This is a genomic window from Microbacterium sp. IEGM 1404, assembly GCF_030056775.1.
GTDB lineage: Bacteria > Actinomycetota > Actinomycetes > Actinomycetales > Microbacteriaceae > Microbacterium.
Genome location: NZ_JASHKP010000004.1, coordinates 199,402 through 222,850, shown reverse-complemented (window position 1 = coordinate 222,850; position 23,449 = coordinate 199,402). Strand labels below are relative to the sequence as shown.

Below are 23,449 nucleotides of genomic sequence, written 5' to 3'. Positions count from 1 at the left end.
GATGCCGCGCGGCCCGGGCCCCGGGCGGGTCAGGGCCGCGCGAGCTCCTCGAACTCCCCCTCGGGCAGCGCCACCCACCCCTCGCGCCTTGCGGCTTCGGCGTCGCCGGCGCCCGGACGCGAGAAACGGCCGAGAGCCGCGGCGCGCGTGGAGAGCGCCGCGATCATCGCGTCGAACGCGTCGGCGGATGCCACGGCGAGCGCCGCGTGCGGACCGACGTCGAACCACGGTGCCCGCTGCCGCAGCACGACGAGCAGGTCGGCCCGGCGGGTGGCATCCACCCGGTATTTCCGGGTGTCGAACCCCCAGATCCGCAGGGCGCCGCCGGGATACACCTCGAACAGACGCCCCTCCCCGGCGCGGTCGACGGGGAATCCCGCGGCGGCGAGCCGTCGGAGCAGTCCCGCTCCGCGCAGCGCCGTCACGCCGAGCCGATCTGTGGAGACGCTCAGCGGCCACCGTCCGATGCGCTCGCGCACCACGACGTCGGTGCGGCGGTAGACGAGGCCGCGACGCCAGTCGGCGCCCCCGTCGACGGGACCGAGCTCGGGCTCCGCTCCGGCGTGGTGCGCGCGCACGAAGTCGACGAACGCGTCGGGCCAGCCGAGCGGACAGTCCAGCCCCAGCCACGCGCCGTCGCCGACGGATGCCACGATCGCGGCGTCGTCGACTCCCACCTCGAGCCGCGCGAGCCGCGCACCGCCGCCCGACCACACGATCTCGGCGAGGGCGGTGCCGGGCACCCCGGCGGCCAGGTCGACGCCGATCGTTCTCATCCCCGCAGGCTACGCGGGGGCGTCGACATCGGAGCCCTCTCGCCGCGGGGGCGGCGAACCTGCGAGGATCGACCCATGCCCGCCGACGACGCTCTCCCCGACTCCCTCGAGCCGGGCCAGCACGTGCCGCCGCGGGATCAGCCCCCCGCACCCCCGACGCCGCGCGGCGACCTGCGTGTCGTGTCGATCCTCGCGGTCATCACGGGCGTGATCGTGGTCGGCTGGCACATCTTCCTGGTGTCGGTCAGCGCCGTGGCGGAGCTCGACCAGTTCCTCTGGATCCAGATCGGCATCTGGGCCCTGGCGCTCGTGTCGTTCGTGCTCGGCATCCTGAGCCTGAATGCGCGCATGGCGCGCGAGCTGGCCGCCGCCGGCTTCATCGCGGGGGTCGCGGCGTTCCTGCTGTCGATCTCGATCGGCCTCTTCAGCGGCGCGCTCTTCCTGAGCTGAGGTCGCGGCCGCGGTGCGGCACAGCCCCCGCCCCCCGGTCGAGTGTCCAAGACACGCGGACGGGATGCCGCGGCACCCGCGTGTCCTGGACACCGAACCGCCCGGGCGCCGGGGGCGCAGAGCATGGCGCGACCCAGTGTCCAAGACACGCCGCATCGCGCGGTCGGGATACGGCGTGTCCTGGACACCGAACCGCCGGGGCGCCGGGGGCGCAGAGCATGGCGCGCCTCAGTGTCCAAGACACGCCGCATGGCGCGGCCGGGATGCGGCGTGTCTTGGACACTCAACCCCGTGCGCCGGCCCGGGCCGGCGACGCCGCAGGCCTACGCGGGCGCCCGCCCGACGTACCGCGCGGACGGGCGGATGATCTTCGGGTCGCGCGCCTGCTCGAGGATGTGCGCCGTCCACCCGACGGTCCGGGCCAGGGCGAATGTGGGCGTGAACATCTCGGGAGGGATGCCGCACTCCTCCATGACGACGGCGGCGTAGAACTCGACGTTGGCGTGCAGCGGCCGGTCGGGCTTGTGCTGGGCGAGGAGCCTCTCGGCCGTGCCCTGGAACGCCAGAGCCTGCGCAACGCGCGGTCCGCCGAAGCTCTCGGCGACCGCGCGCAGCAGCGCGGAACGCGGGTCGGTCGTGCGGTACACCGCGTGGCCGAAGCCCATCAGCCGACGGCCGGCGGCGAGCTCGGCGCGGATCCACGACTCCGGGTCGTCACCCGCGCGGTCGAGGCTCTCCAGCGACCGCGCCGGCGCTCCGCCGTGCAGCGGTCCGGACAGCGCCCCCAGCGCGCCGGTGAGGCACGCGGCCATGCCCGCGCCGGTCGAGGCGATGACCCGCGCGGTGAACGTCGAGGCGTTGAAGCCGTGGTCCATCGCGGCGATGAGGTACGCCGTCAGCGCGCGCTCGTGCGCGGGATCGGGATGGATGCCGGTGAGCGCGGCGAGGTAGCCGGAGACGACCGGCCCCGTCGGGCCGGGGTCGGCGCCGCGGGCGACGGCGGCGATCACGCGCGGGGCGACCGCCGCGAAGGCGATCGCGTCGTCGAGCCGCCCGCGCTCGTCGAGGTCGTACAGCGGACGGGTTCCCCGAGCGGATGCCAGCAGCGGCCAGGCCGCGCGCAGCGCGGTGAGCGGGTCGTCGGTGCGGGCCACCACGGTCTCGACGACACGGTCGACGGCGGGGTGGGCGGCGGCCTGCGCGACCAGGTCGAGGAAGGATGCCCGGGTCGTGGCATCCGGGAGCTCACCCACGACCAGCAGGTGCCAGACGTCTTCGAACGTGCGCTCGCGCGCGAGATCCACTGCCGGGATTCCGCGGTAGTGGTACATCCCGGCCTCGCCATCCACGTCGCCGATGGCGGTTTCGGCCGCCACCACTCCCGTCAGTCCGCGGGGCACATCGATCAGCTCGCTCATGCGCTCAGTGTGCGAACATGACGATCACACCGTCAACGTTGATCGGATCAATGTGCCGCCGTCACTCGCCCGCCTCACCGCCGCCCAGGCCGCCTCCCGCCTCGACGTCAAGCCCGCGACGCTGTACGCCTACGTCTCGCGCGGTCTGCTTGCGCGCGACCGCGACGCGCGCGGGTCGACGTTCGACGCGCTCGAGGTCGAGGCGTTCGCCGCCGCACGTCGGCGCACGGCCGCACACACTCCCGCGCACCCGACGACCGGTCTGCCCCTCGGGGTGATCCGCACCGATGTGGCCGACATCGAGGACGGCGAGCTCCTCTACCGCGGTCGCCGCGCCCGCGACCTGATCGACCGCCCGTTCGCCGAGGTCGTCGCGTGGCTGTGGGATGCCGAGCGCGTCGACGCGCCCGACACCGCGATCGGCTCCGCACGCGCGATGGTGCAGGCGCTACCGCTCCACACGGGCCCGATGGACCGACTGCGCGCGGCCCTGACGGGCTTCGCCGCCGACGATCCGCTGCGCCGCGAGGCGAGCCCGGAGACGGCGTATCGCATCGGCTGGACCCTCGTGACCGGACTCCCCGTCGCCCTCGGCGGACACCCGCACCCCGATCTCGCGCGCTCCCTCGTCACCGCCTGGATCCCCGGCCCGTCGGACCCGGTCGTCGCGGCCGTCAACGCCACCCTCGTGCTGCTCATCGACCACGATCTGGCGGTGTCGACCTTCGCGGCGCGCGTGGCGGCCTCCGCGCGCGCCGACGGGTACGCCGCGGTCAGCGCGGCGCTCGGCGCCGCCGATTCCCCCCTCCACGTCTCCGCAGCGACGCGCACGGCGCGCCTCCTGGCCCGGGTGCGTCGCGGTCTGGAGCCGGAGCGGGCCCTGGCCGAGGCGCTGCAGGAGGGCAATGGCATCCCGGGATTCGGTCATCCGCTCTACGACAGCGTCGACGATCGGGCCGACGCCCTGTTCCCACTCTTGGCCGCGCTGCCCGATGGCAAGGGAACGATGGATGCCGTGCGCCGACTGCAGGAGGTCGTCGCCGATCGCGCGCGCCTCGCGCCGAACGTCGACCTGGCTCTGGCGGCGCTCGCCTCGGCGGCCCGGCTTCCCGAGGACACCGCGGCCACGATCTTCGTCGTCGGGCGGACGGCCGGGTGGATCGCCCACATCGCCGCCGAGTACGCCGAGCCCGCGATGCGGCTGCGTCCGCGCGGCGAGTACGTCGGGCCATGAAGTTCCGGGCGGCCGGAGGTGAAAGCGTCCGCCTTCGCGCTCGTCCTCACCAGGGACCTGGCTAGGTTGCCGGACATGATGTACAACGTCCTGGAGGCCCGGAACCACCTCTCGCGGCTCATCGCCGACGCCGAGTCCGGCGTCGAGGTCACGATCGCACGACGGGGTATCCCTGTCGCGCGGATCGTGCCGATCGCCCCCGAGCCGCGACGGGCGAGCAACGCCTTCGCGCAATGGCTCGCGGAGAACCCCCTGACTCCTGACCTGGCGCGTCCGGTCGATGAGATCGAGGCCGTGATCGCCGAGAACAGGGCGTGATCTACGTCGACAGCTGTCTCGTCATCTACGCCGTCGAGCGCGACGACGGCGTCGGGAGCCGAGCCCGTGAAGCTCTCGCCGGTTCCGACGAGCCGCTCGCGACGAGCCCGCTGGTGATGCTCGAGGCGCTCGTCGGCCCGATGCGAGCGGGAGACGCACTGCCACAGGCGCAGATGTGGAACGCCCTCGACCGCTTCGAGCTCCTCCCCCTCGACGATGACGACTATCTCCGCGCCGCTCGGCTTCGGGCGCGGCACCGCGGACTGCAGACGGCGGACGCGCTGCACCTCGCCGTCGCCCAGCGTGCGGGGTGCACCGCGTTCTGGACCAACGATGCGCGCCTCGCGGGCGCCTCGGGCGGTCTGGCAGTAGACGTGATCGGCGGTGGATGACACCGCCCGGCGCTCAGCCCGCTTGCCACTCCTTCGCCAGCTCGACCACCGCGGCGACGGCGGCCTCGGTGTCGGCGGGCGTCCCCCCGTCGCGGCCCGCGACGAGACCCGCGACGAACGCGCTCAGCGGCGCTGCCGGCCGAGCCACGCCGTTCGCGACGTCGCGCGCCAGGTCGAGGATCAGCGAGATGGGCACATCGCCCTCGGCGAGGCCGAAGCGCTCGGCGAGCGCGGCGCTCCACTCGTTCAGCGCCTCGGGCGGCAGGGTGCGGGATTCGGTCACGGCTCCTCCTCGGGCTCGCTCGCGGCCGAGCCTCCGACCGCCGTCAGATCGTCCCACGTGTCGATGTCGCGCGATAGCGCCGCGGGCGCGTCGACGAACGCGATCCGCAAGCTCGAGAGAAGCGCCCGCATCGCGGCATCCCGTCCGCCTCCGGGAATCGTGGATGCCGCCGCGCGGAGCGCCGCGGTCCGGTATCGGCCCGTGAGCCACTGGGGTCGGCCGCCCTCGGCCAGGCACACGCCGTCGGCGCCGCCGGGGATCGGCGGAAGGGCGCCGACCGCGGCCGCCGGGTCGACGAGGTCGCACGCGAGGAGCAGCACCTCCTCGGCCTCGACCGCGGCGAGTGCCGCGACGGTCCCGGCGACGGGACCGCCGAACGGCGGATCCTCGCGCACCCAGATGACGTCGAGGTCGGGCGCGAGGACCGGCGCGGCGACGACGATCCGCGCGGCCTCGACGCCCCGGGCCGCCGCCACGGCACGGGTCAGGAGCGTCTCTCCGTCGAGCCGGAACAGGGGTTTCCGCGCTCCACCGACACGGGCGGCCCGGCCTCCCGCGAGCAGGATCGCGTCGAGGCTCATCCGACCCGCACCTCGACGAGGTCGCCGGGCTCGAGGTCGCGCTCGCCCGGCGGGATCACGGCGTAGCCGTCCGCGTCGCCGAGACCGCGGGTGGAGCCGCGGGTGCCGGGCGCGGGCGGCACGGCGCGCCACGCGGCGGGATCGGTCCGGTCGAGCCGCACGGGAACGTACTGCACCCGGTCGGCGCGCACTCGCCACCCCTCGGCGAGCGGCAGGCGGACGACCGTGCGGTCCTCGCCGGAGTGCCCCTCCAAGGCGCGCAGCGCGGGGCGGACGAACACCTCGAACGACACCGCCGCACTCACCGGGTTTCCCGGCAGACCGAACACGAGGGTTCCCGCGGCCGTCCGCCCGAAGCCCTGCGGCCGCGCGGGCTGCATCGCGACCTGCACGAACGACAGCAGGTCGCCCAGGCTGTTCTTCACGACCTCGTACGCGCCCGCGCTCACCCCGCCCGAGAACACGACGACGTCCGCCCCGAGCCGCTCGGCCTCGGCGATCGATGCCCGCGGTCCGTCGCCCTCGTCGGCGATGCTGGCGCGGAGCACGACCTCGGCCCCCGCCTCCTCGGCGAGACCCGCGAGCAGGTAGCTGTTCGACTCCGGGATCTGCCCGTGCCGCAGCGGCATCCCGGGCGCGACGAGTTCCGACCCGGTCGAGATCACGGCGACCCTCGGCGCCCGGGCGATCTCGACGGACGCGGTTCCGGATGCCGCGATCGCGGCGATCCGCGCGGCGGTCAGCCGCGCTCCGGCGGGGGCGATCACGGCGCCGGCGGGCGTGTCCGACCCGCGCCGGCGGATGTGGGCACCGGGCCCGCGCGGGGCGATCAGCACCTCGGTCTCGGACAGCGACCCGTCGAGGCCGAGACGGGTGTCCTCGAAGGGGACGACGGCCGTGGCATCCGTCGGCACGGGAGCGCCGGTCATGATCCGCGCGGCTTCGCCGGGCCCCAGTGCTGGGTTTCGCGGCGTCCCCGCCGGCAGGTCGGCCACCACCCGGAGCGTGACGGGGACGGTCGCGACGTCATCGACCCGCACGGCGAACCCGTCCATGGCCGAGTTGTCGAAGCCGGGCACGTCGACGGCCGCGTGCACCGGATGCCGCAGCACTCGGCCGCGGGCGTGCGCGAGAGGTCGCTCCTCAGCCGGAAGCGGAACGACCGCGGCGAGGATCGCGGAGAGGTGCGCGGAGACCGCGATCACAGGCATTCCCTCAGCGTAGGCGGCGGGTCCTGGCATCCGGTCCGGTCCCGTTCGCAAGCCTCGCCCGCGACGGCCGCGCGCGAGTACCGTGTGCGGCATGAGCGACCTGACCTACCCCGAGATCGGGGCGACGGCGGGGCGGCTGCCGCCGGGGTATCACCACGTGCGCGCGGAACGCGTGATCGGTCGCGGCCGGGTGGCGTTCGAGCAGGCCGCCGACGCGCTCCTGTGCGGAGCGGTGCAGCGGCGGGCGGGAGCGACCGTGCAGTTGTCGCAGACGCCGCTGCGCGTCGGAACCCGGATCGACATGCGGCTCGGCCCGTTCGGCATCCCGTGTCTGGTCGTGTGGGCGGAGCGCGACGACGACCACGCCGGTTTCGCCTACGGTTCACTGCCCGGGCACCCCGAGAGCGGCGAGGAACGGTTCGAACTGACCCTGGCCCCCTCGGGAGAGGTGACCTTCACGATCACGGCGTTCTCGCGTCCGGGCCGCTGGTTCACGCGCCTCGCGTGGCCGGTGAACCGTCTCGTGCAGCGCCACATGACCCAGCGGTACCTCTGCACCCTCGACTCCCCGACGCGCTGAGAACGGGGAGGGGCCGCAGCCCCTCCCCGTTCGCGTCACTCGGCGTCGGCGTCGCCCTTCCGGCGCGGCCGCAGGAGCAGCGCGATGACGACGCCGACCACGATGACCGCCACGCCACCGACGGACAGACCGATCACCAGCCCCGAGGGTGCGGCCGCGGGCGCCGCGGCATCCGGTGCCGCCTCCGCCTGCTGCGAAGCGACGCCCGCGCAGGGCGACGACTCGGCGCCCTGGCCGACCGGCTCTCCCGCGGCGGGCGCGTACGAGAACGCGTAGGTTCCCGACACGGGGTGCCCGTCGGACGACACCGCCCGCCACGTCACCTGGTACTCGCCGGCGGCCCCGAGCTCGACCGGGGTGGTCAGCGTCGGACCGGCGAGCGCGGTGCAGTCGGTCTCGTAGTGACGGGCGTCCGGCCCGACCACGATCACCTCGTTCCCCCCGTCGGCACCGAGGAGGTTGGCGCTGAACGTCAGCTCCACATCGGATGCCGTCGACACCGTCGCATCCGCCGCCGGCGTCGACGAGACAAGGCTGTCGTGGGCCGATGCGGCCTGTGCCCCGCCGAACGCGGCGCCCACGGCGACCGCGGCGACGATGAGGCTGAGGACGCCGACTCGACGCCGGGGCGCCGTGAGCGCGCGCACGGTCAGGCCTTCTTCGGACGGCGGGCGAACGCCAGTGCGCCCAGCACCGCGCCGCCGATGCCGATCACGAGCGCGGCGATGCTGAGGCCCAGGGCCGCGCCCGCGGAACCGTCCGTGGACGACGCCGACGCCTCGGACATGGTGTGGTCGTCATGTCCGTCGGCCGCGGGTGCCGCGGTCGACGTGTCGTGCGACGCACCGTGACCCGTGGTCGGGGGCGCGTCGTTGATGTACAGCACGGGAGCGGGCTCGAGCGTGTCGTCGGCGGCGACCTCGTCGGGAGTCGCCGACCAGTTCACGACCTCGCCGTCGGAGTACGTCTGCACGGCCGGGAGGACGACGTGTCCGGTGTCGGGCACGGGTCCGAGGACGGCCGAGAAGACCTGGAACTGGTCCTGGCCGATGCCCACGCCGGGGTCGGCCTGCCAGACGATCTTCAGCGGTCCGTCGCTGACGGTGTTGCCGTCGACCTCGACGGGCGCGGGGTAGGCGCCCTTCTCGACGGTCGCCGTCCAGCCGGGCACCGGCTGCACGAGAACGGCGGTGAACGGGGTGTCGGTCGGGAGCGTCACCTCGACCTTGACGGTAGAGGCTGTCTCGGACTCGGTCGGAACGCGGAAGTTCACCGTGGCGTAGCTGCCCGGGGTGGCGGTGTTCGGGTTGACGGTGACGTGTGCGGATGCCGCGAGGGGCACGCCCAGAGCGAGGGCGAGGCCGGCGGCCGCGCCCACGAGGGCGCGCGAGAGGGAACGGGACATGAATGCTGCTTTCTGAATGTGCGCAGGCGTGATCGCACGCCGGAACGCGAGGGGTGAGGAGGTGGGAGGGTTCTACGCCGGAAGCGGCGGGCCCCGATGCCTCATCACCGACAGGACGGTCATGCCGACCGTCAGCAGCGGCGGCTCCGGACGCACCCGGGGCAGCGCGAGCGGGCGCGGTGCCGTCAGGGGCACCAGCGCACGGAAGGTGTCGGACAGCAGCCCGGCGACCGCGCGCAGCGCGCGTTCCCCCGAGCCCAGCGCGAGGACCGTGACCCCCGCGGCGAACGCGTGCGCCAGCCACATCCAGGGCGACTCGGTGCCCGTGAGTCCGTGAGCGTGACCGGATGCCGCGACCTCGGCGAGCGCGACCGCCTCGCCGTGATGCCCGGCCGTCGCGATGCCCCCGCTCAGGTCGAGGGCCAGCAGCGAGTGGAACAGCAACTGACTGGCGGCGATCGCGGCCGTCAGACGCCACCAGGACACGGTGCGTCCGACGAGGGCGATGCACAGCGGCGAGGCGAGGCTCAGGGCCAGGACGACGTTGAGCACGGAGGGGAGCTCGCCGGCGGCGACGGTGTGCGACAGTGTCGCGACCAACGTCGCGACCACGGCAGCGGAGACCCCGCGTGCCGCGCGGCGCGCGCGCCCCGCCCGTGCCGACATGTCGGTCCTCTCCATCCGTTCGCTGCCATTCCACCACACGGGTCGGACACCTCGGCGCTGTATGGCGCCCCGCGGCGGCGGTCCCCGGTGCCGCCCCGCGCCCGTCGGCCGGGCGTACGCTCGACCCATGTCCCCCTCCTCGCGCGGCCGGTCCTGACATGGGCCGCCTGACCGCTCCGCGTCGCGTCACCCGCATCACGCTGGACGGCGTGAACCGGCAGCGGCCGGACGTGGTCGCCGTCGAGGAGCCGCTCGAGATCCGGGTCGCCGGTTCCCCGCTGTCGGTGACGATGCGCACGCCCGGGCACGACGTCGAACTCGCGGCCGGATTCCTCGTGTCGGAGGGCGTCCTCCACCGCGGCGACCAGTTCGCGCGGGCGATCCACTGCGGCGGACCGGGCACGGGCGGCGCCGACGGCAACACCTACAACGTCCTCGACCTCACGCTCGCTCCCGGTGTGACGCTCCCCTCCCCCGACATCGCCCGCAACTTCTACACCACGAGTTCGTGCGGCGTGTGCGGCACGGCATCCATCGAGGCCGTCGAGAAGGTGTCGTCGTATGACGTGTCGGAGGATGGCATCCGGGTCGATGCCGTCGACCTCGCCGGCTTCCCCGACCGGCTCCGCGAGGGGCAGAAGGTGTTCGAGAAGACCGGCGGACTGCACGCCGCGGCGCTCTTCGACATCGCGACCGGCGAGATGCTCGTCGTCCGGGAAGACGTCGGACGACACAACGCCGTCGACAAGGTCGTCGGCTGGGCCCTGCTCAACGACCGGCTGCCGCTGCGCGGCACCGTGCTGCAGGTGTCGGGCCGCGTGAGCTTCGAGCTGGTGCAGAAGGCCGTGATGGCCGGCATCCCGATCCTGTCCGCCGTGTCCGCGCCGTCGTCTCTCGCGATCGAGCTCGCGGAGCGCGCGGGACTCACCGTCGCGGGGTTCGTCCGCGGCGGCAGCATGAACCTCTACACACGTCCGGATCGCATCCTCGTTCCATCCACAACCCCCGCACTCGCGGAAAGCTCCGGCGTACGCTGACGGCAGGCGCACGGTGTGTGGATGCCACCGACTCGGCGCCGAAACCATCGGAGGGTGAACATGGGTGACGCGTTCGGGCTGATGAAGGACGCACCGCGTCAGGGCGGCCTCGGCCCCGCGGTCACGGGCGACTGGGAGAGCACCGGCGAGTACGAGCACCCGGCCGCCGGCTGGGGTGCGGCGCTCACGGTCGGGAAGGTCCTGCTCGAGCAGCGCCAGCCGATCGCCGGCACCAAGGCCATGTTCACGATGAACCACCCGAAGAGCGGTTTCGACTGCCCCGGGTGCGCGTGGCCCGACGACAAGGGCGTCGCCCTCGACATCTGCGAGAACGGCATCAAGCACGTCACGTGGGAGATGACCCACAAGCGCGTCGGCAAGGAGTTCTTCGCCGAGCACTCCGTGACCGAGCTGTCGCAGTGGACGGACTTCGCGCTCGAGGATGCCGGTCGCCTCGTCGGTCCGATGGCGTACAACGCCGCGACCGACCACTACGTGCCGATCTCGTGGAACGACGCGTTCCGCCTGATCGCCCAGCACCTGCAGGGTCTCGACAGCCCCGACCAGGCCGCCTTCTACACCTCGGGGCGCCTGAGCAACGAGGCGTCGTTCCTCTACCAGCTGTTCGCGCGCGAGCTGGGCACGAACAACCTCCCCGACTGCTCGAACATGTGCCACGAGGGCTCGGGCCGCGGGCTCACGGCTTCCCTCGCCACCGGCAAGGGCACCGCTGACCTCGAGGACTGGCAGAACTGCGACGCGCTGTTCGTCCTCGGCGTCAACGCGGCCTCGAACGCCCCGCGCATGCTCACGAGCCTCGCCGAGGCGGTCGAGCGCGGAGCGCAGGTCGTGCACGTGAATCCGCTCCGCGAGGTCGCGGCGACCCGCACGATCGTGCCGCACGAGATCGTCGACATGGCCACGTTCCACGACCACCCCACGAGCACGCTCAACCTGCAGGTGCGTCCGGGCGGCGACCTGGCCCTCATCCGCGGCATGGCCAAGGTCGTGTTCGAGGCGGCCGAGCGCGACCCGTCGGTGCTCGACCACGCGTTCATCGACGGCTACACGCACGACTACGAGGCGTACCGTGCGCTCGTCGAGGCGACGCCGTGGGATGCCCTCGTCACGCAGGCGGGCCTGACCGAGACCGAGATCCGCGCTGCCGCCGACATCTACCTCGCGTCGGAGCGCACTGTGATCAGCTGGTGCCTCGGCGTCAGCCAGCACGAGCACGGCGTCGACACGGTCCGCGAGATCGTCAACCTCCTGCTGCTCCGCGGCAACGTCGGCCGCCTCGGCACCGGACCCTCGCCCGTGCGCGGCCACAGCAACGTGCAGGGCAACCGCACGTGCGGGATCAACCACAAGCCGACGGAGGAGTGGCTCGCGAAGCTCGACGAGGTGTGCGGCATCCGGTCGCCCCGCGATCCCGGACTCGACACCGTCCACACGGTCGCGGCCCTCCACCGCGGCGACCTCAGAGTGTTCGTCGGCATGGGCGGCAACTTCGTGCGGGCCGCTCCCGACACCAAGCTCACGGCCGAGGGCATGAGCCGCTGCGAACTCACGGTGCACGTCAGCACGAAGCTCAACCGCAGCCACCTCACGCACGGCAAGGCCGCGTTGATCCTCCCGTGCCTCGGCCGCACCGAGCGCGACGAGCAGGAGTCGGGTCCGCAGTCGATCTCGACCGAGGATGCCATGAGCTCCGTCATGCTCTCGCTCGGGTCGCGCAAGCCCGCCTCGCCGCACCTGCTCAGCGAGCCGGCGATCATCGCGCGCCTGGCCCGCGCCGCGATGCCCGCCTCGAAGACGCCGTGGGAGTGGTACGTCGGCGACTACGACCGCATCCGCGACACCATGGCGAAGGTGCTGCCCGGGTTCGAGGGCTTCAACGAGCTCGTCCGCCAGCACTGGGGCTTCCGCATCCCGCAGCCGGCGCGCGAACGCGACTTCCGCACCCCCTCGGGCAAGGCCGAGTTCTCCACCGCCGAGCTGCCCGACGTCATCCCCGCCGACTCCGACGTGCTGGTGCTCCAGACCATGCGCTCGCACGACCAGTGGAACACCACGATCTACTCGGCCGACGACCGCTACCGCGGTGTCCGCAACATCCGCGAGCTCATCTTCATGAACCGCAGAGACATGCGCGACCGCGGCATCGCCGAGGGCGACCTCGTCGACATCGTCGCCACCTCGCGCGACGGGTCGGTCCGCAGCATCACGGCGTTCCGGGCGCTGGAGTACGACACCCCGCGCGGCAGCGCCGCCGGGTACTTCCCCGAGATGAACGTGCTGCTCGGCCCCGACGATTACAGCCGTCAGAGCGACCAGCCGCTGATGAAGAGCCTGCGCGTGCGGGTGGCCAGGACCGCCTGACCGGATGCCGCCGCTGCACGTTCTGTTCGTGTGCTCGCGCAACCGCCTCCGCAGTCCGACGGCGGAGGCGGTCTTCCGCGACTGGCCGGGGATCGAGGTCGCCTCGGTCGGTCTGAAGCCCGACGCCGAGGAGGTCGCGACACCCGAGGACATCGCGTGGGCCGACCTCATCCTCGTCATGGAGCCGACGCACAAGCGCGAGCTGTCGCGCCGGTTCGCGCCGCAGCTGCGCGACACGCGCGTGGTGGTGCTCGGCATCCCGGACGACTACGGATTCATGGATGCCGACCTCGTCGAGCGCCTGAGACGGGTGGTGCCGCGGCACCTGCCGTGACGGCGCGCTCTCACACCGCGGAGTCACCACCGAGCACCGCGCGCAGACCGACGGAGTACTCCTCGAACGTCGTCTTCACGCCGAACGCGCGCTGCACGATGTACCCCTGCGCGAGCGCGACCATGTGGAGGCTGAGGTCCGTGGCATCCGTGCCGGGGTGCTCGGCCACCCACGGACCGAGGGCCTCCTCGTAGGCGCGCCGGATGCGCCCCACGATGTGGGTGATCAGCTGCTTCATCTCGGGGTCGACCGCGGCTTCGGCCCACATCTGCAGGACGACTGAGGCGGGGGTGCCGTCGTCGTCGAACCCGCGGAGGAAGCCTGCCACGAGCTCCCACGGCGAGCGCGGCTCCCCGCCTGCAGCCGCGATGTGCGCTTCGCGCGCCCCGATCACGGCGTTGGCGGCGTAGAGGGCGATCTGCGCCTTGCTCTCGAAGTGCGAGTAGATCGACCCGGTCGACAATCCGGACTCCGCCGAGATGTCGGCGATGGCCGTCCGGGCGAGTCCTTTCCGCTCCATGACACGGATGGCGGCGCTCACGATTTCGTCGCGGCGGGCCTGCGAGGACGCTTCCGTGAGTCTCGGCATGCAAACAGAGTACCCGTTCTGTATAGTCACACCCAGAACGCTCATTCTCTTTGGAGGCCGCCATGTCCGCCCGCGTCGATCCGCCCACGCACTGGGCCCGCTCTCTCGCCATCGCCGTCGGCGCCGCGATCGCCGTCACGCTGATCGTGTTGGCCTTCCTGTGGCCGGTGGCCACGGCATCCGCGAAGAACATCCCGCTCGCCGTCGTCGGCGATGCGGCATCCGTCACCCAGGTCGAGAACGGCCTCGCGGAGAACGCCGACGGCGTGTTCGCACCGACGACCTACGACAGCCGGGATGCCGCGATCGACGCGATCCAGCGACGGGAGGTCTACGGCGCGATCGTGACGGGCACGCAACCCGAGGTCGTCGTCGCGACGGCGGCCGGCCCGGCCGTGGCGACGGCGCTCCGGGGAGTGGCGCAGGGCCTGCAGGCGCAGGTGTCCGCGCAGCTGGCCGCGGTGGGGCAGAACCCCCTGGCCGTCACGGTCACCGTCACCGACGTCGTGCCCCTCGTCGACGCCGACCCGAACGGTGCGGGCATCGTCGCGATCGGCTTCCCCCTCGTCCTGGGCGGCCTGGTCGGCGGCATCCTGATCTCGCTCCTGGTGACGGGGGTGGCCCGACGGATCACCGCCCTGGTCGTCTACGCGGTCGTGGCCGGAACCGCCGTCACCCTCATCGCGCACACCTGGTTCGGCATCCTGCCCGGCGACGCGCTCCCCCTCGCGGCCGGGGTCACTCTCGCCATGCTCGGGACCGCGTCGTTCATCGTGGGCCTGAACGCGCTGATCGGCCCTCCGGGCATCGCGGTCGGCGCCGTGACGACGATGCTCATCGGCAATCCCCTGTCGGCGGCGAGCATGCCGGTCCAGTTCCTCGCGGCACCGTGGGGCGGCGTCGGCCAGTTCTTCGTGCCCGGGGCCTCGGCGACCCTCATCCGCGACCTCAGCTACTTTCCGGCAGCAGACACGACCCAGCCCTGGCTCGTGCTGTCGGCGTGGGCGCTCGTCGGCGTCATGCTCAGCGCGATCGGCCACTGGCGCAACCGCGAGGTCGTCCACGTCGCAGAGTGACCGGGCGGATGCCGCGCCACGCCGCCTCCACGCGACCTCGGCGATTCGCGCAGCCTCGGCCCGGATCCCCCCGAACCGGCTGAGATTGTACGGATCCCGGAGCCACGGCGGCCCGTACCGACCGCCCAACTAGACTGTCCCCGTCCGGCCCCTGCGATTCTTGGAGCTCAGCCGCGTGACCACCCCGAACCCCGCCGCCCGTACAGCTCTCGCTGACACCGTCGAGAACGCGATCGCGACTCCCGAGAAGGACCAGCCGTACGGCGCCCTCGGACTCAAGGACGACGAGTACGCGAAGATCCGCGAGATCCTCGGCCGTCGCCCCACCAGCGGTGAGCTGGCGATGTACTCCGTCATGTGGAGCGAGCACTGCTCCTACAAGTCGAGCAAGATCTACCTGCGCCAGTTCGGCCAGAAGGTCAGCGACGAGATGAAGACCCGCCTCATGGTGGGCATGGGCCAGAACGCCGGCGTCGTCGACGTGGGCGACGGCTGGGCGGTCACCTTCAAGGTCGAGTCGCACAACCACCCGAGCTACATCGAGCCCTTCCAGGGCGCGGCTACCGGCGTCGGCGGCATCGTCCGCGACATCATCTCGATGGGCGCGCGTCCGGTCGCGGTCATGGACCAGCTCCGCTTCGGCGCGATCGACCACCCCGACACCCCGCGCGTCGTCCACGGCGTCACCAGCGGCATCTCCTTCTACGGCAACTGCCTGGGCCTGCCGAACATCGGCGGCGAGACGGTGTTCGACTCCGTCTACCAGGGCAACCCGCTCGTCAACGCCCTCGCGGTCGGCGTCCTCCGCCACGAAGACCTCAAGCTCGCCAACGCCTCCGGTGCGGGCAACAAGGTCGTGCTGTTCGGTGCCCGCACGGGCGGCGACGGGATCGGCGGCGCGAGCATCCTGGCATCCGACACCTTCGCCGACGGCGGACCCACCAAGCGTCCCGCGGTCCAGGTCGGCGACCCGTTCGCCGAGAAGGTGCTCATCGAGTGCTGCCTCGAGCTCTACCGCGACGACCTCGTCGAAGCCATTCAAGACCTCGGGGCCGCGGGCATCTCGTGCGCCACGAGCGAGCTGGCCGCCAACGGCAACAGCGGCATGAAGGTCGAGCTGTCGAAGGTGCTGCTGCGCGACCCATCGCTCACGCCGGAAGAGATCCTCATGAGCGAGAGCCAGGAGCGCATGATGGCGATCGTGGCTCCCGAGAAGCTCGACGCGTTCCTCGAGGTCGTCGGCAAGTGGGACGTCGAGACGAGCGTGCTCGGCGAGGTCACCGGCGACGGCCGCCTCATCATCGACTGGTACGGCGAGCGCATCGTCGACGTCGACCCCTCCACCGTCGCGGTCGACGGTCCCGTGTACGAGCGCCCGGTCGCCTACCCGACGTGGATCGACGCGCTGCAGGCCGACTCCGCCGCGAAGCTCCCCCGGGCGACGGATGCCGACACCCTCCGCGCGCAGTTCACGACCCTCGTCGCGAGCCCCAACCTCGCCGACACCTCGTGGATCACGAACCAGTACGACTACTACGTGCTCGGCAACACCGCGCTGAGCTTCCCCGACGACGCCGGAATGATCCGCGTCGACGAGGAGACGGGCCTCGGCTTCGCGATCGCCACCGACTGCAACGGCCGCTACTGCCAGCTCGACCCGTACACCGGCGCGAAGCTCGCCCTCGCCGAGGCGTACCGCAACGTCGCCGTCACCGGCGCCGTGCCGACGGCCGTCACCGACTGCCTGAACTTCGGCAGCCCCGAGAACCCCGAGGTCATGTGGCAGTTCAGCCAGGCCGTCGAGGGTCTCTCCGATGGATGCCTCGAACTCGGCATCCCGGTCACCGGCGGCAACGTGTCGTTCTACAACCAGACCGGAGACCAGCCGATCCACCCGACCCCCGTGGTGGGCGTCATGGGCATCATCGACGACGTCGCCGCGCGCATCCCGAGCGGTTGGCAGGATGCCGGCGAGAACCTGTACCTGCTGGGCGTCACCGCCGACGAGCTCGACGGCTCGCAGTGGGCGGGGACCATCCACGACCACCTCGGCGGTCTTCCGCCCAAGGTCGACCTCGCTCAGGAGCGCAAGCTCGCCGAGCTGCTGCAGGCCGCGGGGTCGCAGTCGCTGGTCTCCAGCGCCCACGACCTCTCGTCCGGCGGTCTCGCACAGGCCCTCGCCGAGGGCGTGATGCGCTTCGGCGTCGGCGCGCGCGTCTGGCTCACCGAGCTGATGGAACGCGACGGGGTGGATGCCACCGCCGCCCTGTTCAGCGAGTCCACCGGCCGCGTGCTGGTGAGCGTGCCGCGCGAGGAGGACGTGAAGTTCCGCGGTCTGTGCAACGGACGCGGATACCCGGTGCTCCGCATCGGCGTCACCGACGTCGAGCCGGGCGCCGAGGCGACGCTGGAGATCCAGGACGTCTTCACCGTCCCCGTGTCGGAGCTGCGCCGCCTGTCGACCGAGACGCTTCCCGGCGTCTTCGGCCCGACGGTGACCGAGCCCGTCGCCTGAGCCGTTCGCGGTAACCGCCCCACGAGAAGGAGTCGCCGATGACCGACCACGACGACGACATGGCGGGCTTCGACGCGCGCCGGCAGCGCCGCGTCAGGATCACCGCGTGGGTGGTGATCGGCGCCCTCGTCATCACCGGCGGCGGCGCGACCGTCCTGTCGCTGATCTTCGGCTGACACCCGTGGCGTGAGACGCCAGGAATTGTCGCCGCGGGCCACGGCCAGGCGACGAATCCTGGCGACTCACGCGTTCAGAGCAGGGCTGCGAAACGCTCGGTTCGCTCGACGGGACCGATGACGATCAGCAGATTCCCCGCCTCGACCACGGACGATCCGCCCGCGGCGTGCCACTCCCCGTCAGCCCCCTTGATCTTGACCACCGTGACGCCGTGACGACGACGCACGGCCGCCTCCTCCAGCGTCAGTCCGACCATCTCCTGCGGAGCGACGGTCTTGGCGACGACGAGGTCCGTGTCGAACTCGACATAGTCGAGCATCGACCCGCGAACAAGGTGCGCGACGCGGCGACCCATGTCGGCCTCGGGGAAGATCACGTGCTCGATGCCGAGCTGTTCGAGGATCAGCCCGTGCTGCTCGCTGATCGCCTTCGCCCAGATCGAACGCACGCCCATCCGCTTGAGGAGGGACGTCGTGAGGATGCTGGCCTGGATGTCGCTGCCGATCCCCACCACGACACGATCGAAGTCCACGACCCCCAGTTGCTCCAGGGCGCCCTGCTTGGTGGAGTCCGCGCGCACAACGTGCGTGAGCACGCCGTTCAGGGACTGGACGATGTCCTCATCGGTGTCGATGCCGAGCACTTCGGTACCGGATCTGGCCAGCTCGACCGCGAGTGCGCCGCCGAAGCGCCCGAGACCGATGACCGCGACGGCGGAGGCGTTCTCGCGCGCGCGACGACGACGGAAGAAGGGGGCTGCGTTATCCAATGATCGGACGCTCCTTGGGGAGTTCGTACATGCGTTTCTCTCGGGTCAGAGCCAGTGCGGTCCCGAGCAGGACGGGGCCGAGTCGGCCGATGAACATCAGGCCGATGAGGATGAGCTGGGCGGCCGCGGGGAGGTCCGCGGTGATGCCGGTCGACAGCCCGACCGTGCCGAACGCCGAGATCACTTCGAACAGGACGCGGTCCAGACCGAAGGGGCTCATCACCATGATGGCCAGCGTCGAGCCCACCACCAGAGCGAGGGACAGGAGCGCCACGGTCAGCGCCTCGCGGTGCGTGGACCGCGGGAGGCGTTTGCCGAACATGTTGACCGCGGTGTCACCGCGCAGCTCGGCCACGATGATGAAGAGCAGGACGGCGAAAGTCGTGATCTTGAGTCCACCCGCCGTTCCCGCCGGCCCACCGCCGATGAACATGAGGATGTCCGTCACGTACCAACTCGCTCCGTGCATCTGCGACACGTCGATCGAGTTGAATCCGGCGGTGCGCGGCATGACCGACATCGTGAACCCGGCGAGGACACGACCGGCCGGGTCCAGGGGACCGAGGGTCGCCGGGTTCGACCACTCGAGCGCCGTGAGCGCGACCGCACCGGCCACGAGCAGGACGAGCGTGCCGGAGATCACCGTCACGGTATTGAGGGTCCAGCGGCGAGGGAAGCGGATCCGCCGACGTAGCTCCATGATCACCGGGAAACCGAGACCGCCGAGGATGATGGCGGCGCAGATGGGCAGACATACCCACGGGTCCGTCGCGAACGACATCAGGTTGTCGCTGAACAACGCGAAGCCGGCGTTGTTGAAGGAGGACACGGCGTGGAAGACCCCGAGCCACAGCGCACGTCCGAGGGGCTCGCCGTAGCCGAGTCCGAATCGCCCCGCGAGCACGATCGCGACGACGGCCTCGACGATCACGGTGATCGCCGCGACGCCGAGGAGGACGCGTCGCACGTCGCCCACCGCGACCGTGTGCGTCTCGCTGACAGCGGTCAACCGCGTGCGCAATCCGAGGCGTCGGGCGACGAGCAGGCCGAGGAGGGTCGCGAGCGACATGACCCCGAAGCCGCCGATCTGAATGAGCACCATGATGACGACCTGCCCGAAGGGTGTCCAGAACGTCGGGGTGTCCACGACGATATGCCCCGTCACGCACAGGGCGCTGGTGGCGGTGAACAGCGCTTCGAGGAAGGTCGCAGCTCGCCCCTCGGTCGCGATCGGAAGGCTGAGCAGCCCGGTCCCCACCGCGAGGACGAAGCCGAACGCGAGCGTGATCGCCTGCCCGGGCGTGAGCCGGACAGGGGCCCGGGGGCGGTTATCGCCCCGCGCCGCGAATCGCCGGTTCCTCACTCGGTAACGATCTCACACCCCGACGGCCGGGCTAATCCTCCCGCCGCACGAGACGTGAGTCGCCAGGAACCGTCGCCTCGGGCTGGCGGGAGGCGACAAATCCTGGCGACTCAGGCGCTTCGCGGAACACAGACGTAGCATGAAACCGTGGAACCGCTCCTCGCGCTGATGGCCGATTGGTGGTGGATCGCTCCCGCCGCGGCCGGAGCCGGCACCGTCGGCTGGATCGGCGTGCGCGGCACACGACGCCGCGCCCTCCCGGCCGGCGCCTCCACGACCGATCGCGCCACGCGGGCGTGGGCGAACCGCCCCATGAGCAAGTCGGCGGCCCGGCGTCTGGAGCTGGATGCCACGCTCCTCGACCTGCAGACCGCCCGTCACGCCGTCACGCGGGGGCGTGCCGAGGTGAAGATCGCGGATGCCGAGGTCATGCGCGCGCAGGCCGAGCGGGCGGCATCCCGTGCCTCGTCCGACGTCGTCGGCGCCGCGCGCGCTCGCCTCGCCGCAGCCCAGCGCGAGCTGCGCGCGGCTTCGGCGGAGATCCGCGCGCGCCGGGCGGCCGTGCGGGCCGCGAAGGCGATGCTGCCCGCGATCCGCGCCGGCAGCGCCCCGCTTCCGGTGGCGCGGCTGTTCGCCGAGCACGACGCGATCCTCCAGCGCTGGATGGCCTACGAGACCGACCCGGCGCTCGCGATCGACTTCCCGGCCATGAGCGATTCGCGGTCGCCGCTCACCGCCGAGTTCCTCCGGGCGCAGGAGCGCGCGCAGTGGCTGCGCCCCTCCTCGACGGCCGCCCGCCTCGAACCCGCCGACTTCCTCGCCTACCGCGACGCCGTGCGGGCCCTGCACCACGCGTTCGAGCGCGCCGAGCGTGCCGCACGCCACGGCCGCGGCGATCGACCGGAGGCCGAGCCCGCCGAGGCCTGGGGATGGATGACGTCGGAATGGGCGGAGCAGGCGCAGCGCGCGCTGACCTGGTCGATGGAGAACATGGGGCGCGCGGCATCCAAGTCCTGGACCGAGCGTCAGGCCAAGCGCGCCCGCAAGAACGACCCGAACGCGTAGCGTGGCGCCGTGAACGAATTCCTGCAGTTCGCCGGACACTACTGGTGGCTCGTCTTCCCCCTGTTCGGGATGACGATGGGCGCCATCGGAACGGTGAACAAGCAACGCGAGCTCTCCGCCCGCCGCCGCCACCGCGAGCAGCTGGAACTGATCCGGATGCAGGGCGGCGAGGTCGCGGCATCCCGCCCCGCCCCGGCGGTCGCGGCGCCGGCCGTGAGCGACGACCTCGCACGGGTCGAGGCGCAGCACGATGACGTCACGCACCGCTGGCTCGACTACGAGCTCGACGTGTCGAAGCTCATCGCGTACCCCGCCATGAGCGACGGGCGGCAGCCGCTGACGGCGGCGTTCCTGCGGGCCAAGAAGGTCGCGGACAACCTGCGCCCCGCCGCGGGCGAGACACCGTCCCCCGAGCGGGCGAAGGAGTACCGCGACGCCGTGACCGACTACGAGGTCGCGTTCGAGCTCGCCGAGCGCGATGCGCGGCGCGTGAAGGCGGCCGCGTTCACGCCCGACGAGCGCAAGCGCCTCGAGACGGCGCAGCAGCTCCTCGGTGTCGCCGTGGACCAGGCCGCCACCCCGAACGAGCGGCAGGTCGCCTACCGACGCGTGCGGCAGGAGCTGGACGGCCTCATCTGGCTGAGCGACGAAGCCGTCGAGAACCTCGAGAAGAAGGTCGCGCTCGAACTGCCCTCCGCGACGCCGCCCGAGCCCGCCGCCTGACGCGGTCCGGTCAGCGCACCCGCCGGATTCGGACGGGTCCGCGTGCGGTCCTCACGTCGACGACCTCGCCGCGCTGCGTGACCTCGACCTCACCGGCGTCGACCAGCTCGCGCGCGGCATCCCGAGCCGGCTGCATGAGGTCGCGCCAGTCGTCGCCGCCGACCTCGCGCGCCGCCTCGGACGGGCAGATCGTCGCCCCCTCGGCGCGCAGCGCGAGCAGGGCGCGGATGGATGCCACGAGCCGAGGATCCGCAGCAGATGACGGGGGCATGTGTCCAGTGTCCCTCCGCGCGACGGCGTCGGGGCGAGAATCGGCCCGTGCCTGTCGAACGCCATGCTCCCACCCTCCCCGGCCGCGCCGTCATCGAACAGCGGTGGAACCGCGCCGTCTTCGTGCACTGGCGCGTCGACCCGGACGAGATCGCGCCGATGCTCCCCGCCGGGACCCGGCCCGACGTGCACGACGGCTCGGCATGGGTGGGGCTCGTGCCGTTCGTGCTGAGCGAGTTCCGCTTCCTGCCGCTCCCGCCGGTTCCTTTCGTCGGCACGTTCACCGAGATCAACGTCCGCACGTACGCCGTGGACGACGCCGGCCGCCGCGGCGTCGTCTTCCGCACGCTCGAGGCCGAGCATCTCGCGCCCGTGCTCGCGGCGCGCGCGTTGTTCGGCCTGCCGTACCGCTGGGCGCGGGCGGGGGTGCGCACCGACGGGCCGCTCATCGAGTACCGGTCGCGGCGGCACACCGGGCGGCATCCGGGCACCCGGCTGCGGGCGCGCCTCGGCACCGACCCCGTCGACACCCCGCTCTCGCGATTCCTCACGGCGCGCTGGGGCTTCCACGAGAGGCATCTGGGGCGGACGATCTGGGCCGCCAACTCCCACGAGCCGTGGCCGCTGGTGCGGGCGGAGCTCGAGACACTCGACGACGACCTCGTCGCGGATGCCGGTTTCCCGCGGCTGCGCGGACGCACCCCCGACTCGGTGCTCGCGATGCCCGCCGGACACCCGGGCTTCCGCACCCGCTTCACGGCCGCCCGCGGGATCGCGAAAGCCCCCTCCGCCTGAGGCGGCGGAGGGGGCTCGGGACGCGGGGGTCAGTCGCGCTGCGTCGAGAACGCGTCGGGGTTCTGCTCGAGCCACGCGTCGACGGCCTCGGCCTCACGGCCCTCGCCGTACTCGTTGACGACGAGGTCTTCGAGCGAGCCGTACTGCGCGTCGTCGAGCTGGATGCCGGCGATGAGCTCGGCGGCATCCGGATACTTCTCTGCGAAGCCGGCCGTGCCGAGGAAGTGCAGCTTCTCGGGGTCGCCCATGAGGCCCTGCGGGTCGGCGAGGTCCTTCACGTCGTAGGCGTCGTTGGCCCAGAACGGACGCCAGAGCGTCACCGCGATGTCCTTCTGCGCGGCGATGGCGTTGTCGAGCTCGGTGAGCATCGCCGCGGTCGACGAGGTCACGAGCTCGTAGTCGCCGTCGAGGCCGTAGCCGGGGAGCATCGTCTCCTGCGTCTGCTTGGTCAGGCCCGCACCCGGCTCGATGCCGTAGATCTTGCCGTCGAAGCGCGCGGCGTTCGCCTGCAGCTGGTCGATCGAGTCGATGTCGACGTAGCTCGGCACCGCGATGGTGAGCTTGGCGTCGTCGTAGTACGACCCGAGGTCTTCGATCGCGTCGCCGTAGGTGTCCATGTACGACTTGTGGGTCAGCTCGGGCCAGGCCGACGGGTAGATGTCGACGTCGCCCTGCGCGAGCCCGGCGTACAGCGGACCGGCCTCGGTGAGCGTCTGCATCTTCACCGTGTAGCCGAGCTTGCCGAGCTGGTCCTCGAGGAGGTACGCGGTGCTGAGCCCGTCGGTCCACGAGGGCAGGAAGCCCAGCGTGATCGTGCCCTTGTCGCCGCCGTCGCCGGCACCGCCTTCGGCCTGGTTGCCGCTCGCGCATCCGGCGAGCGCGAGGGCCGCACGGTGCCGAGGGCGAGGGTTGCTGTGAGGTGTCGCGTGTTCTTCATGTGAATGCTCTCTTTCTGGTTCCGTATGTCGTTTCGTTCTCGCGTGAGTCGCCAAGATTTGTCGCCACCGGTGCATCGCAGGCGACAAATCCTGGCGACTCAC

At 71.9% G+C, this 23,449-nt stretch carries 27 protein-coding genes; 14 read left to right on the top strand and 13 right to left on the bottom strand.

The window, feature by feature from the left end; all coding sequences use genetic code 11:
• Window positions 1-29 precede the first annotated feature (29 nt).
• Window positions 30-776: a DUF429 domain-containing protein gene (locus QM517_RS15455; protein ID WP_283288671.1), complete on the bottom strand. Its 747-nt coding sequence runs from the start codon at window positions 774-776 to the stop codon at window positions 30-32.
• Between the two features lie 75 nt (window positions 777-851).
• Between QM517_RS15455 and QM517_RS15450 the strand changes: the two genes are divergently transcribed.
• Complete coding sequence (locus QM517_RS15450; protein WP_077050965.1) at window positions 852-1,226, top strand: hypothetical protein; 375 nt, start codon at window positions 852-854, stop codon at window positions 1,224-1,226.
• Window positions 1,227-1,549: 323 nt separating this feature from the next.
• Here the strand turns inward: QM517_RS15450 and QM517_RS15445 are convergent, their stop codons facing one another.
• Entirely contained in the window at window positions 1,550-2,644 is a 1,095-nt protein-coding gene (locus QM517_RS15445; protein WP_283288668.1) for a citrate synthase, read from the bottom strand.
• A 52-nt stretch (window positions 2,645-2,696) separates the two neighbouring features.
• Between QM517_RS15445 and QM517_RS15440 the strand changes: the two genes are divergently transcribed.
• From QM517_RS15440 to QM517_RS15430, 3 genes are all read left to right on the top strand, one after another.
• Complete coding sequence (locus QM517_RS15440) at window positions 2,697-3,878, top strand: citrate/2-methylcitrate synthase (RefSeq protein WP_283288666.1); 1,182 nt, start codon at window positions 2,697-2,699, stop codon at window positions 3,876-3,878.
• Between the two features lie 75 nt (window positions 3,879-3,953).
• Entirely contained in the window at window positions 3,954-4,196 is a 243-nt protein-coding gene (locus tag QM517_RS15435; protein WP_283288664.1) for a type II toxin-antitoxin system Phd/YefM family antitoxin, read from the top strand.
• Entirely contained in the window at window positions 4,193-4,588 is a 396-nt protein-coding gene (locus QM517_RS15430; protein WP_283288662.1) for a type II toxin-antitoxin system VapC family toxin, read from the top strand. The genes QM517_RS15435 and QM517_RS15430 overlap by 4 nt, the downstream gene beginning before the upstream one ends.
• Before the next feature lie 13 nt (window positions 4,589-4,601).
• Here the strand turns inward: QM517_RS15430 and QM517_RS15425 are convergent, their stop codons facing one another.
• Genes QM517_RS15425 through QM517_RS15415 form a run of 3 tightly spaced genes read right to left on the bottom strand, consistent with a single transcriptional unit; the run spans window position 4,602 to window position 6,663 of the window.
• Window positions 4,602-4,871 carry a DUF6457 domain-containing protein gene (locus QM517_RS15425; RefSeq protein WP_283288661.1) on the bottom strand — a complete coding sequence of 90 codons (270 nt, stop codon included), beginning with the start codon at window positions 4,869-4,871 and terminating at the stop codon, window positions 4,602-4,604.
• On the bottom strand, window positions 4,868-5,452 hold the full coding sequence (mobA, locus tag QM517_RS15420) for a molybdenum cofactor guanylyltransferase (protein ID WP_283288658.1): 585 nt from the start codon (window positions 5,450-5,452) through the stop codon (window positions 4,868-4,870). The genes QM517_RS15425 and mobA overlap by 4 nt, the downstream gene beginning before the upstream one ends.
• Window positions 5,449-6,663, bottom strand: coding sequence for a molybdopterin molybdotransferase MoeA (locus tag QM517_RS15415; RefSeq protein ID WP_283288656.1), 1,215 nt, complete (start codon window positions 6,661-6,663; stop codon window positions 5,449-5,451). The genes mobA and QM517_RS15415 overlap by 4 nt, the downstream gene beginning before the upstream one ends.
• Window positions 6,664-6,754: 91 nt before the next feature.
• Between QM517_RS15415 and QM517_RS15410 the strand changes: the two genes are divergently transcribed.
• Window positions 6,755-7,243: a DUF1990 family protein gene (locus QM517_RS15410; protein WP_283288655.1), complete on the top strand. Its 489-nt coding sequence runs from the start codon at window positions 6,755-6,757 to the stop codon at window positions 7,241-7,243.
• Between the two features lie 35 nt (window positions 7,244-7,278).
• Here the strand turns inward: QM517_RS15410 and QM517_RS15405 are convergent, their stop codons facing one another.
• The 3 genes from QM517_RS15405 to QM517_RS15395 all read right to left on the bottom strand — a co-directional run bounded on the left by QM517_RS15405 (window position 7,279) and on the right by QM517_RS15395 (window position 9,314).
• Complete coding sequence (locus tag QM517_RS15405; protein ID WP_160897615.1) at window positions 7,279-7,890, bottom strand: copper resistance CopC family protein; 612 nt, start codon at window positions 7,888-7,890, stop codon at window positions 7,279-7,281.
• A gap of 2 nt (window positions 7,891-7,892) precedes the next feature.
• Window positions 7,893-8,648, bottom strand: coding sequence for a YcnI family copper-binding membrane protein (locus tag QM517_RS15400; protein ID WP_077050978.1), 756 nt, complete (start codon window positions 8,646-8,648; stop codon window positions 7,893-7,895).
• A gap of 72 nt (window positions 8,649-8,720) precedes the next feature.
• On the bottom strand, window positions 8,721-9,314 hold the full coding sequence (locus tag QM517_RS15395; RefSeq protein WP_283288654.1) for a hypothetical protein: 594 nt from the start codon (window positions 9,312-9,314) through the stop codon (window positions 8,721-8,723).
• A gap of 158 nt (window positions 9,315-9,472) precedes the next feature.
• On the opposite strand from QM517_RS15395, the gene fdhD reads away from it, so the two are divergent.
• Genes fdhD through QM517_RS15380 form a run of 3 tightly spaced genes read left to right on the top strand, consistent with a single transcriptional unit; the run spans window position 9,473 to window position 13,067 of the window.
• Window positions 9,473-10,351, top strand: a complete 879-nt coding sequence (fdhD, locus tag QM517_RS15390; RefSeq protein WP_077050979.1) for a formate dehydrogenase accessory sulfurtransferase FdhD — start codon at window positions 9,473-9,475, stop codon at window positions 10,349-10,351.
• Between the two features lie 60 nt (window positions 10,352-10,411).
• Window positions 10,412-12,733: an FdhF/YdeP family oxidoreductase gene (locus QM517_RS15385; RefSeq protein WP_283288652.1), complete on the top strand. Its 2,322-nt coding sequence runs from the start codon at window positions 10,412-10,414 to the stop codon at window positions 12,731-12,733.
• A 4-nt stretch (window positions 12,734-12,737) separates the two neighbouring features.
• Complete coding sequence (locus QM517_RS15380) at window positions 12,738-13,067, top strand: low molecular weight protein tyrosine phosphatase family protein (RefSeq protein ID WP_283288650.1); 330 nt, start codon at window positions 12,738-12,740, stop codon at window positions 13,065-13,067.
• Window positions 13,068-13,077: 10 nt separating this feature from the next.
• Here the strand turns inward: QM517_RS15380 and QM517_RS15375 are convergent, their stop codons facing one another.
• Window positions 13,078-13,656 carry a TetR/AcrR family transcriptional regulator gene (locus QM517_RS15375; protein ID WP_283288648.1) on the bottom strand — a complete coding sequence of 193 codons (579 nt, stop codon included), beginning with the start codon at window positions 13,654-13,656 and terminating at the stop codon, window positions 13,078-13,080.
• A 62-nt stretch (window positions 13,657-13,718) separates the two neighbouring features.
• Between QM517_RS15375 and QM517_RS15370 the strand changes: the two genes are divergently transcribed.
• The 3 genes from QM517_RS15370 (at window position 13,719) to QM517_RS15360 (ending at window position 17,423) form a co-directional block, all read left to right on the top strand.
• A complete protein-coding gene (locus QM517_RS15370; RefSeq protein ID WP_283288646.1) occupies window positions 13,719-14,732 on the top strand; it encodes a hypothetical protein in 1,014 nt (337 codons plus the stop codon).
• 175 nt (window positions 14,733-14,907) lie between these two features.
• Window positions 14,908-17,247 (top strand): phosphoribosylformylglycinamidine synthase subunit PurL, encoded by a 2,340-nt coding sequence (gene purL / locus QM517_RS15365; protein WP_278103276.1) that lies wholly within the window; start codon window positions 14,908-14,910, stop codon window positions 17,245-17,247.
• 38 nt (window positions 17,248-17,285) lie between these two features.
• Complete coding sequence (locus tag QM517_RS15360; protein ID WP_175627586.1) at window positions 17,286-17,423, top strand: hypothetical protein; 138 nt, start codon at window positions 17,286-17,288, stop codon at window positions 17,421-17,423.
• A 74-nt stretch (window positions 17,424-17,497) separates the two neighbouring features.
• On the opposite strand, the gene QM517_RS15355 is transcribed toward QM517_RS15360, so the two are convergent.
• Together QM517_RS15355 and QM517_RS15350 are read right to left on the bottom strand one after the other, a co-directional pair.
• Window positions 17,498-18,193: a potassium channel family protein gene (locus tag QM517_RS15355; protein WP_077050984.1), complete on the bottom strand. Its 696-nt coding sequence runs from the start codon at window positions 18,191-18,193 to the stop codon at window positions 17,498-17,500.
• Window positions 18,186-19,556, bottom strand: a complete 1,371-nt coding sequence (locus QM517_RS15350; protein WP_283288640.1) for a TrkH family potassium uptake protein — start codon at window positions 19,554-19,556, stop codon at window positions 18,186-18,188. Before QM517_RS15350 ends, QM517_RS15355 begins: the two co-directional genes overlap by 8 nt.
• Before the next feature lie 147 nt (window positions 19,557-19,703).
• Between QM517_RS15350 and QM517_RS15345 the strand changes: the two genes are divergently transcribed.
• Window positions 19,704-20,621 (top strand): hypothetical protein, encoded by a 918-nt coding sequence (locus tag QM517_RS15345; protein ID WP_283288638.1) that lies wholly within the window; start codon window positions 19,704-19,706, stop codon window positions 20,619-20,621.
• Window positions 20,622-20,630: 9 nt separating this feature from the next.
• Window positions 20,631-21,344 (top strand): hypothetical protein, encoded by a 714-nt coding sequence (locus tag QM517_RS15340; RefSeq protein ID WP_283288636.1) that lies wholly within the window; start codon window positions 20,631-20,633, stop codon window positions 21,342-21,344.
• A gap of 10 nt (window positions 21,345-21,354) precedes the next feature.
• Here the strand turns inward: QM517_RS15340 and QM517_RS15335 are convergent, their stop codons facing one another.
• A complete protein-coding gene (locus QM517_RS15335) occupies window positions 21,355-21,615 on the bottom strand; it encodes a DUF3253 domain-containing protein (protein ID WP_283288634.1) in 261 nt (86 codons plus the stop codon).
• Window positions 21,616-21,662: 47 nt separating this feature from the next.
• Between QM517_RS15335 and QM517_RS15330 the strand changes: the two genes are divergently transcribed.
• Window positions 21,663-22,409, top strand: a complete 747-nt coding sequence (locus QM517_RS15330; RefSeq protein ID WP_077050988.1) for a YqjF family protein — start codon at window positions 21,663-21,665, stop codon at window positions 22,407-22,409.
• 29 nt (window positions 22,410-22,438) lie between these two features.
• Here the strand turns inward: QM517_RS15330 and QM517_RS15325 are convergent, their stop codons facing one another.
• A complete protein-coding gene (locus QM517_RS15325) occupies window positions 22,439-23,401 on the bottom strand; it encodes a glycine betaine ABC transporter substrate-binding protein (protein WP_283288630.1) in 963 nt (320 codons plus the stop codon).
• Between the last annotated feature and the right edge of the window lie 48 nt (window positions 23,402-23,449).

Excerpts from the sequence above, each read along its gene's own strand:
- QM517_RS15455 (WP_283288671.1), bottom strand. The coding sequence starts at position 776 with ATGAGAACGATCGGCGTCGACCTGGCCGCCGGGGTGCCCGGCACCGCC.
- QM517_RS15450 (WP_077050965.1), top strand. The coding sequence starts at position 852 with ATGCCCGCCGACGACGCTCTCCCCGACTCCCTCGAGCCGGGCCAGCAC.
- QM517_RS15445 (WP_283288668.1), bottom strand. The coding sequence starts at position 2,644 with ATGAGCGAGCTGATCGATGTGCCCCGCGGACTGACGGGAGTGGTGGCG.
- QM517_RS15435 (WP_283288664.1), top strand. The coding sequence starts at position 3,954 with ATGATGTACAACGTCCTGGAGGCCCGGAACCACCTCTCGCGGCTCATC.
- mobA (WP_283288658.1), bottom strand. The coding sequence starts at position 5,452 with ATGAGCCTCGACGCGATCCTGCTCGCGGGAGGCCGGGCCGCCCGTGTC.
- QM517_RS15415 (WP_283288656.1), bottom strand. The coding sequence starts at position 6,663 with ATGCCTGTGATCGCGGTCTCCGCGCACCTCTCCGCGATCCTCGCCGCG.
- QM517_RS15410 (WP_283288655.1), top strand. The coding sequence starts at position 6,755 with ATGAGCGACCTGACCTACCCCGAGATCGGGGCGACGGCGGGGCGGCTG.
- QM517_RS15400 (WP_077050978.1), bottom strand. The coding sequence starts at position 8,648 with ATGTCCCGTTCCCTCTCGCGCGCCCTCGTGGGCGCGGCCGCCGGCCTC.
- QM517_RS15395 (WP_283288654.1), bottom strand. The coding sequence starts at position 9,314 with ATGTCGGCACGGGCGGGGCGCGCGCGCCGCGCGGCACGCGGGGTCTCC.
- fdhD (WP_077050979.1), top strand. The coding sequence starts at position 9,473 with ATGGGCCGCCTGACCGCTCCGCGTCGCGTCACCCGCATCACGCTGGAC.
- QM517_RS15385 (WP_283288652.1), top strand. The coding sequence starts at position 10,412 with ATGGGTGACGCGTTCGGGCTGATGAAGGACGCACCGCGTCAGGGCGGC.
- QM517_RS15380 (WP_283288650.1), top strand. The coding sequence starts at position 12,738 with ATGCCGCCGCTGCACGTTCTGTTCGTGTGCTCGCGCAACCGCCTCCGC.
- QM517_RS15375 (WP_283288648.1), bottom strand. The coding sequence starts at position 13,656 with ATGCCGAGACTCACGGAAGCGTCCTCGCAGGCCCGCCGCGACGAAATC.
- QM517_RS15370 (WP_283288646.1), top strand. The coding sequence starts at position 13,719 with ATGTCCGCCCGCGTCGATCCGCCCACGCACTGGGCCCGCTCTCTCGCC.
- QM517_RS15360 (WP_175627586.1), top strand. The coding sequence starts at position 17,286 with ATGACCGACCACGACGACGACATGGCGGGCTTCGACGCGCGCCGGCAG.
- QM517_RS15335 (WP_283288634.1), bottom strand. The coding sequence starts at position 21,615 with ATGCCCCCGTCATCTGCTGCGGATCCTCGGCTCGTGGCATCCATCCGC.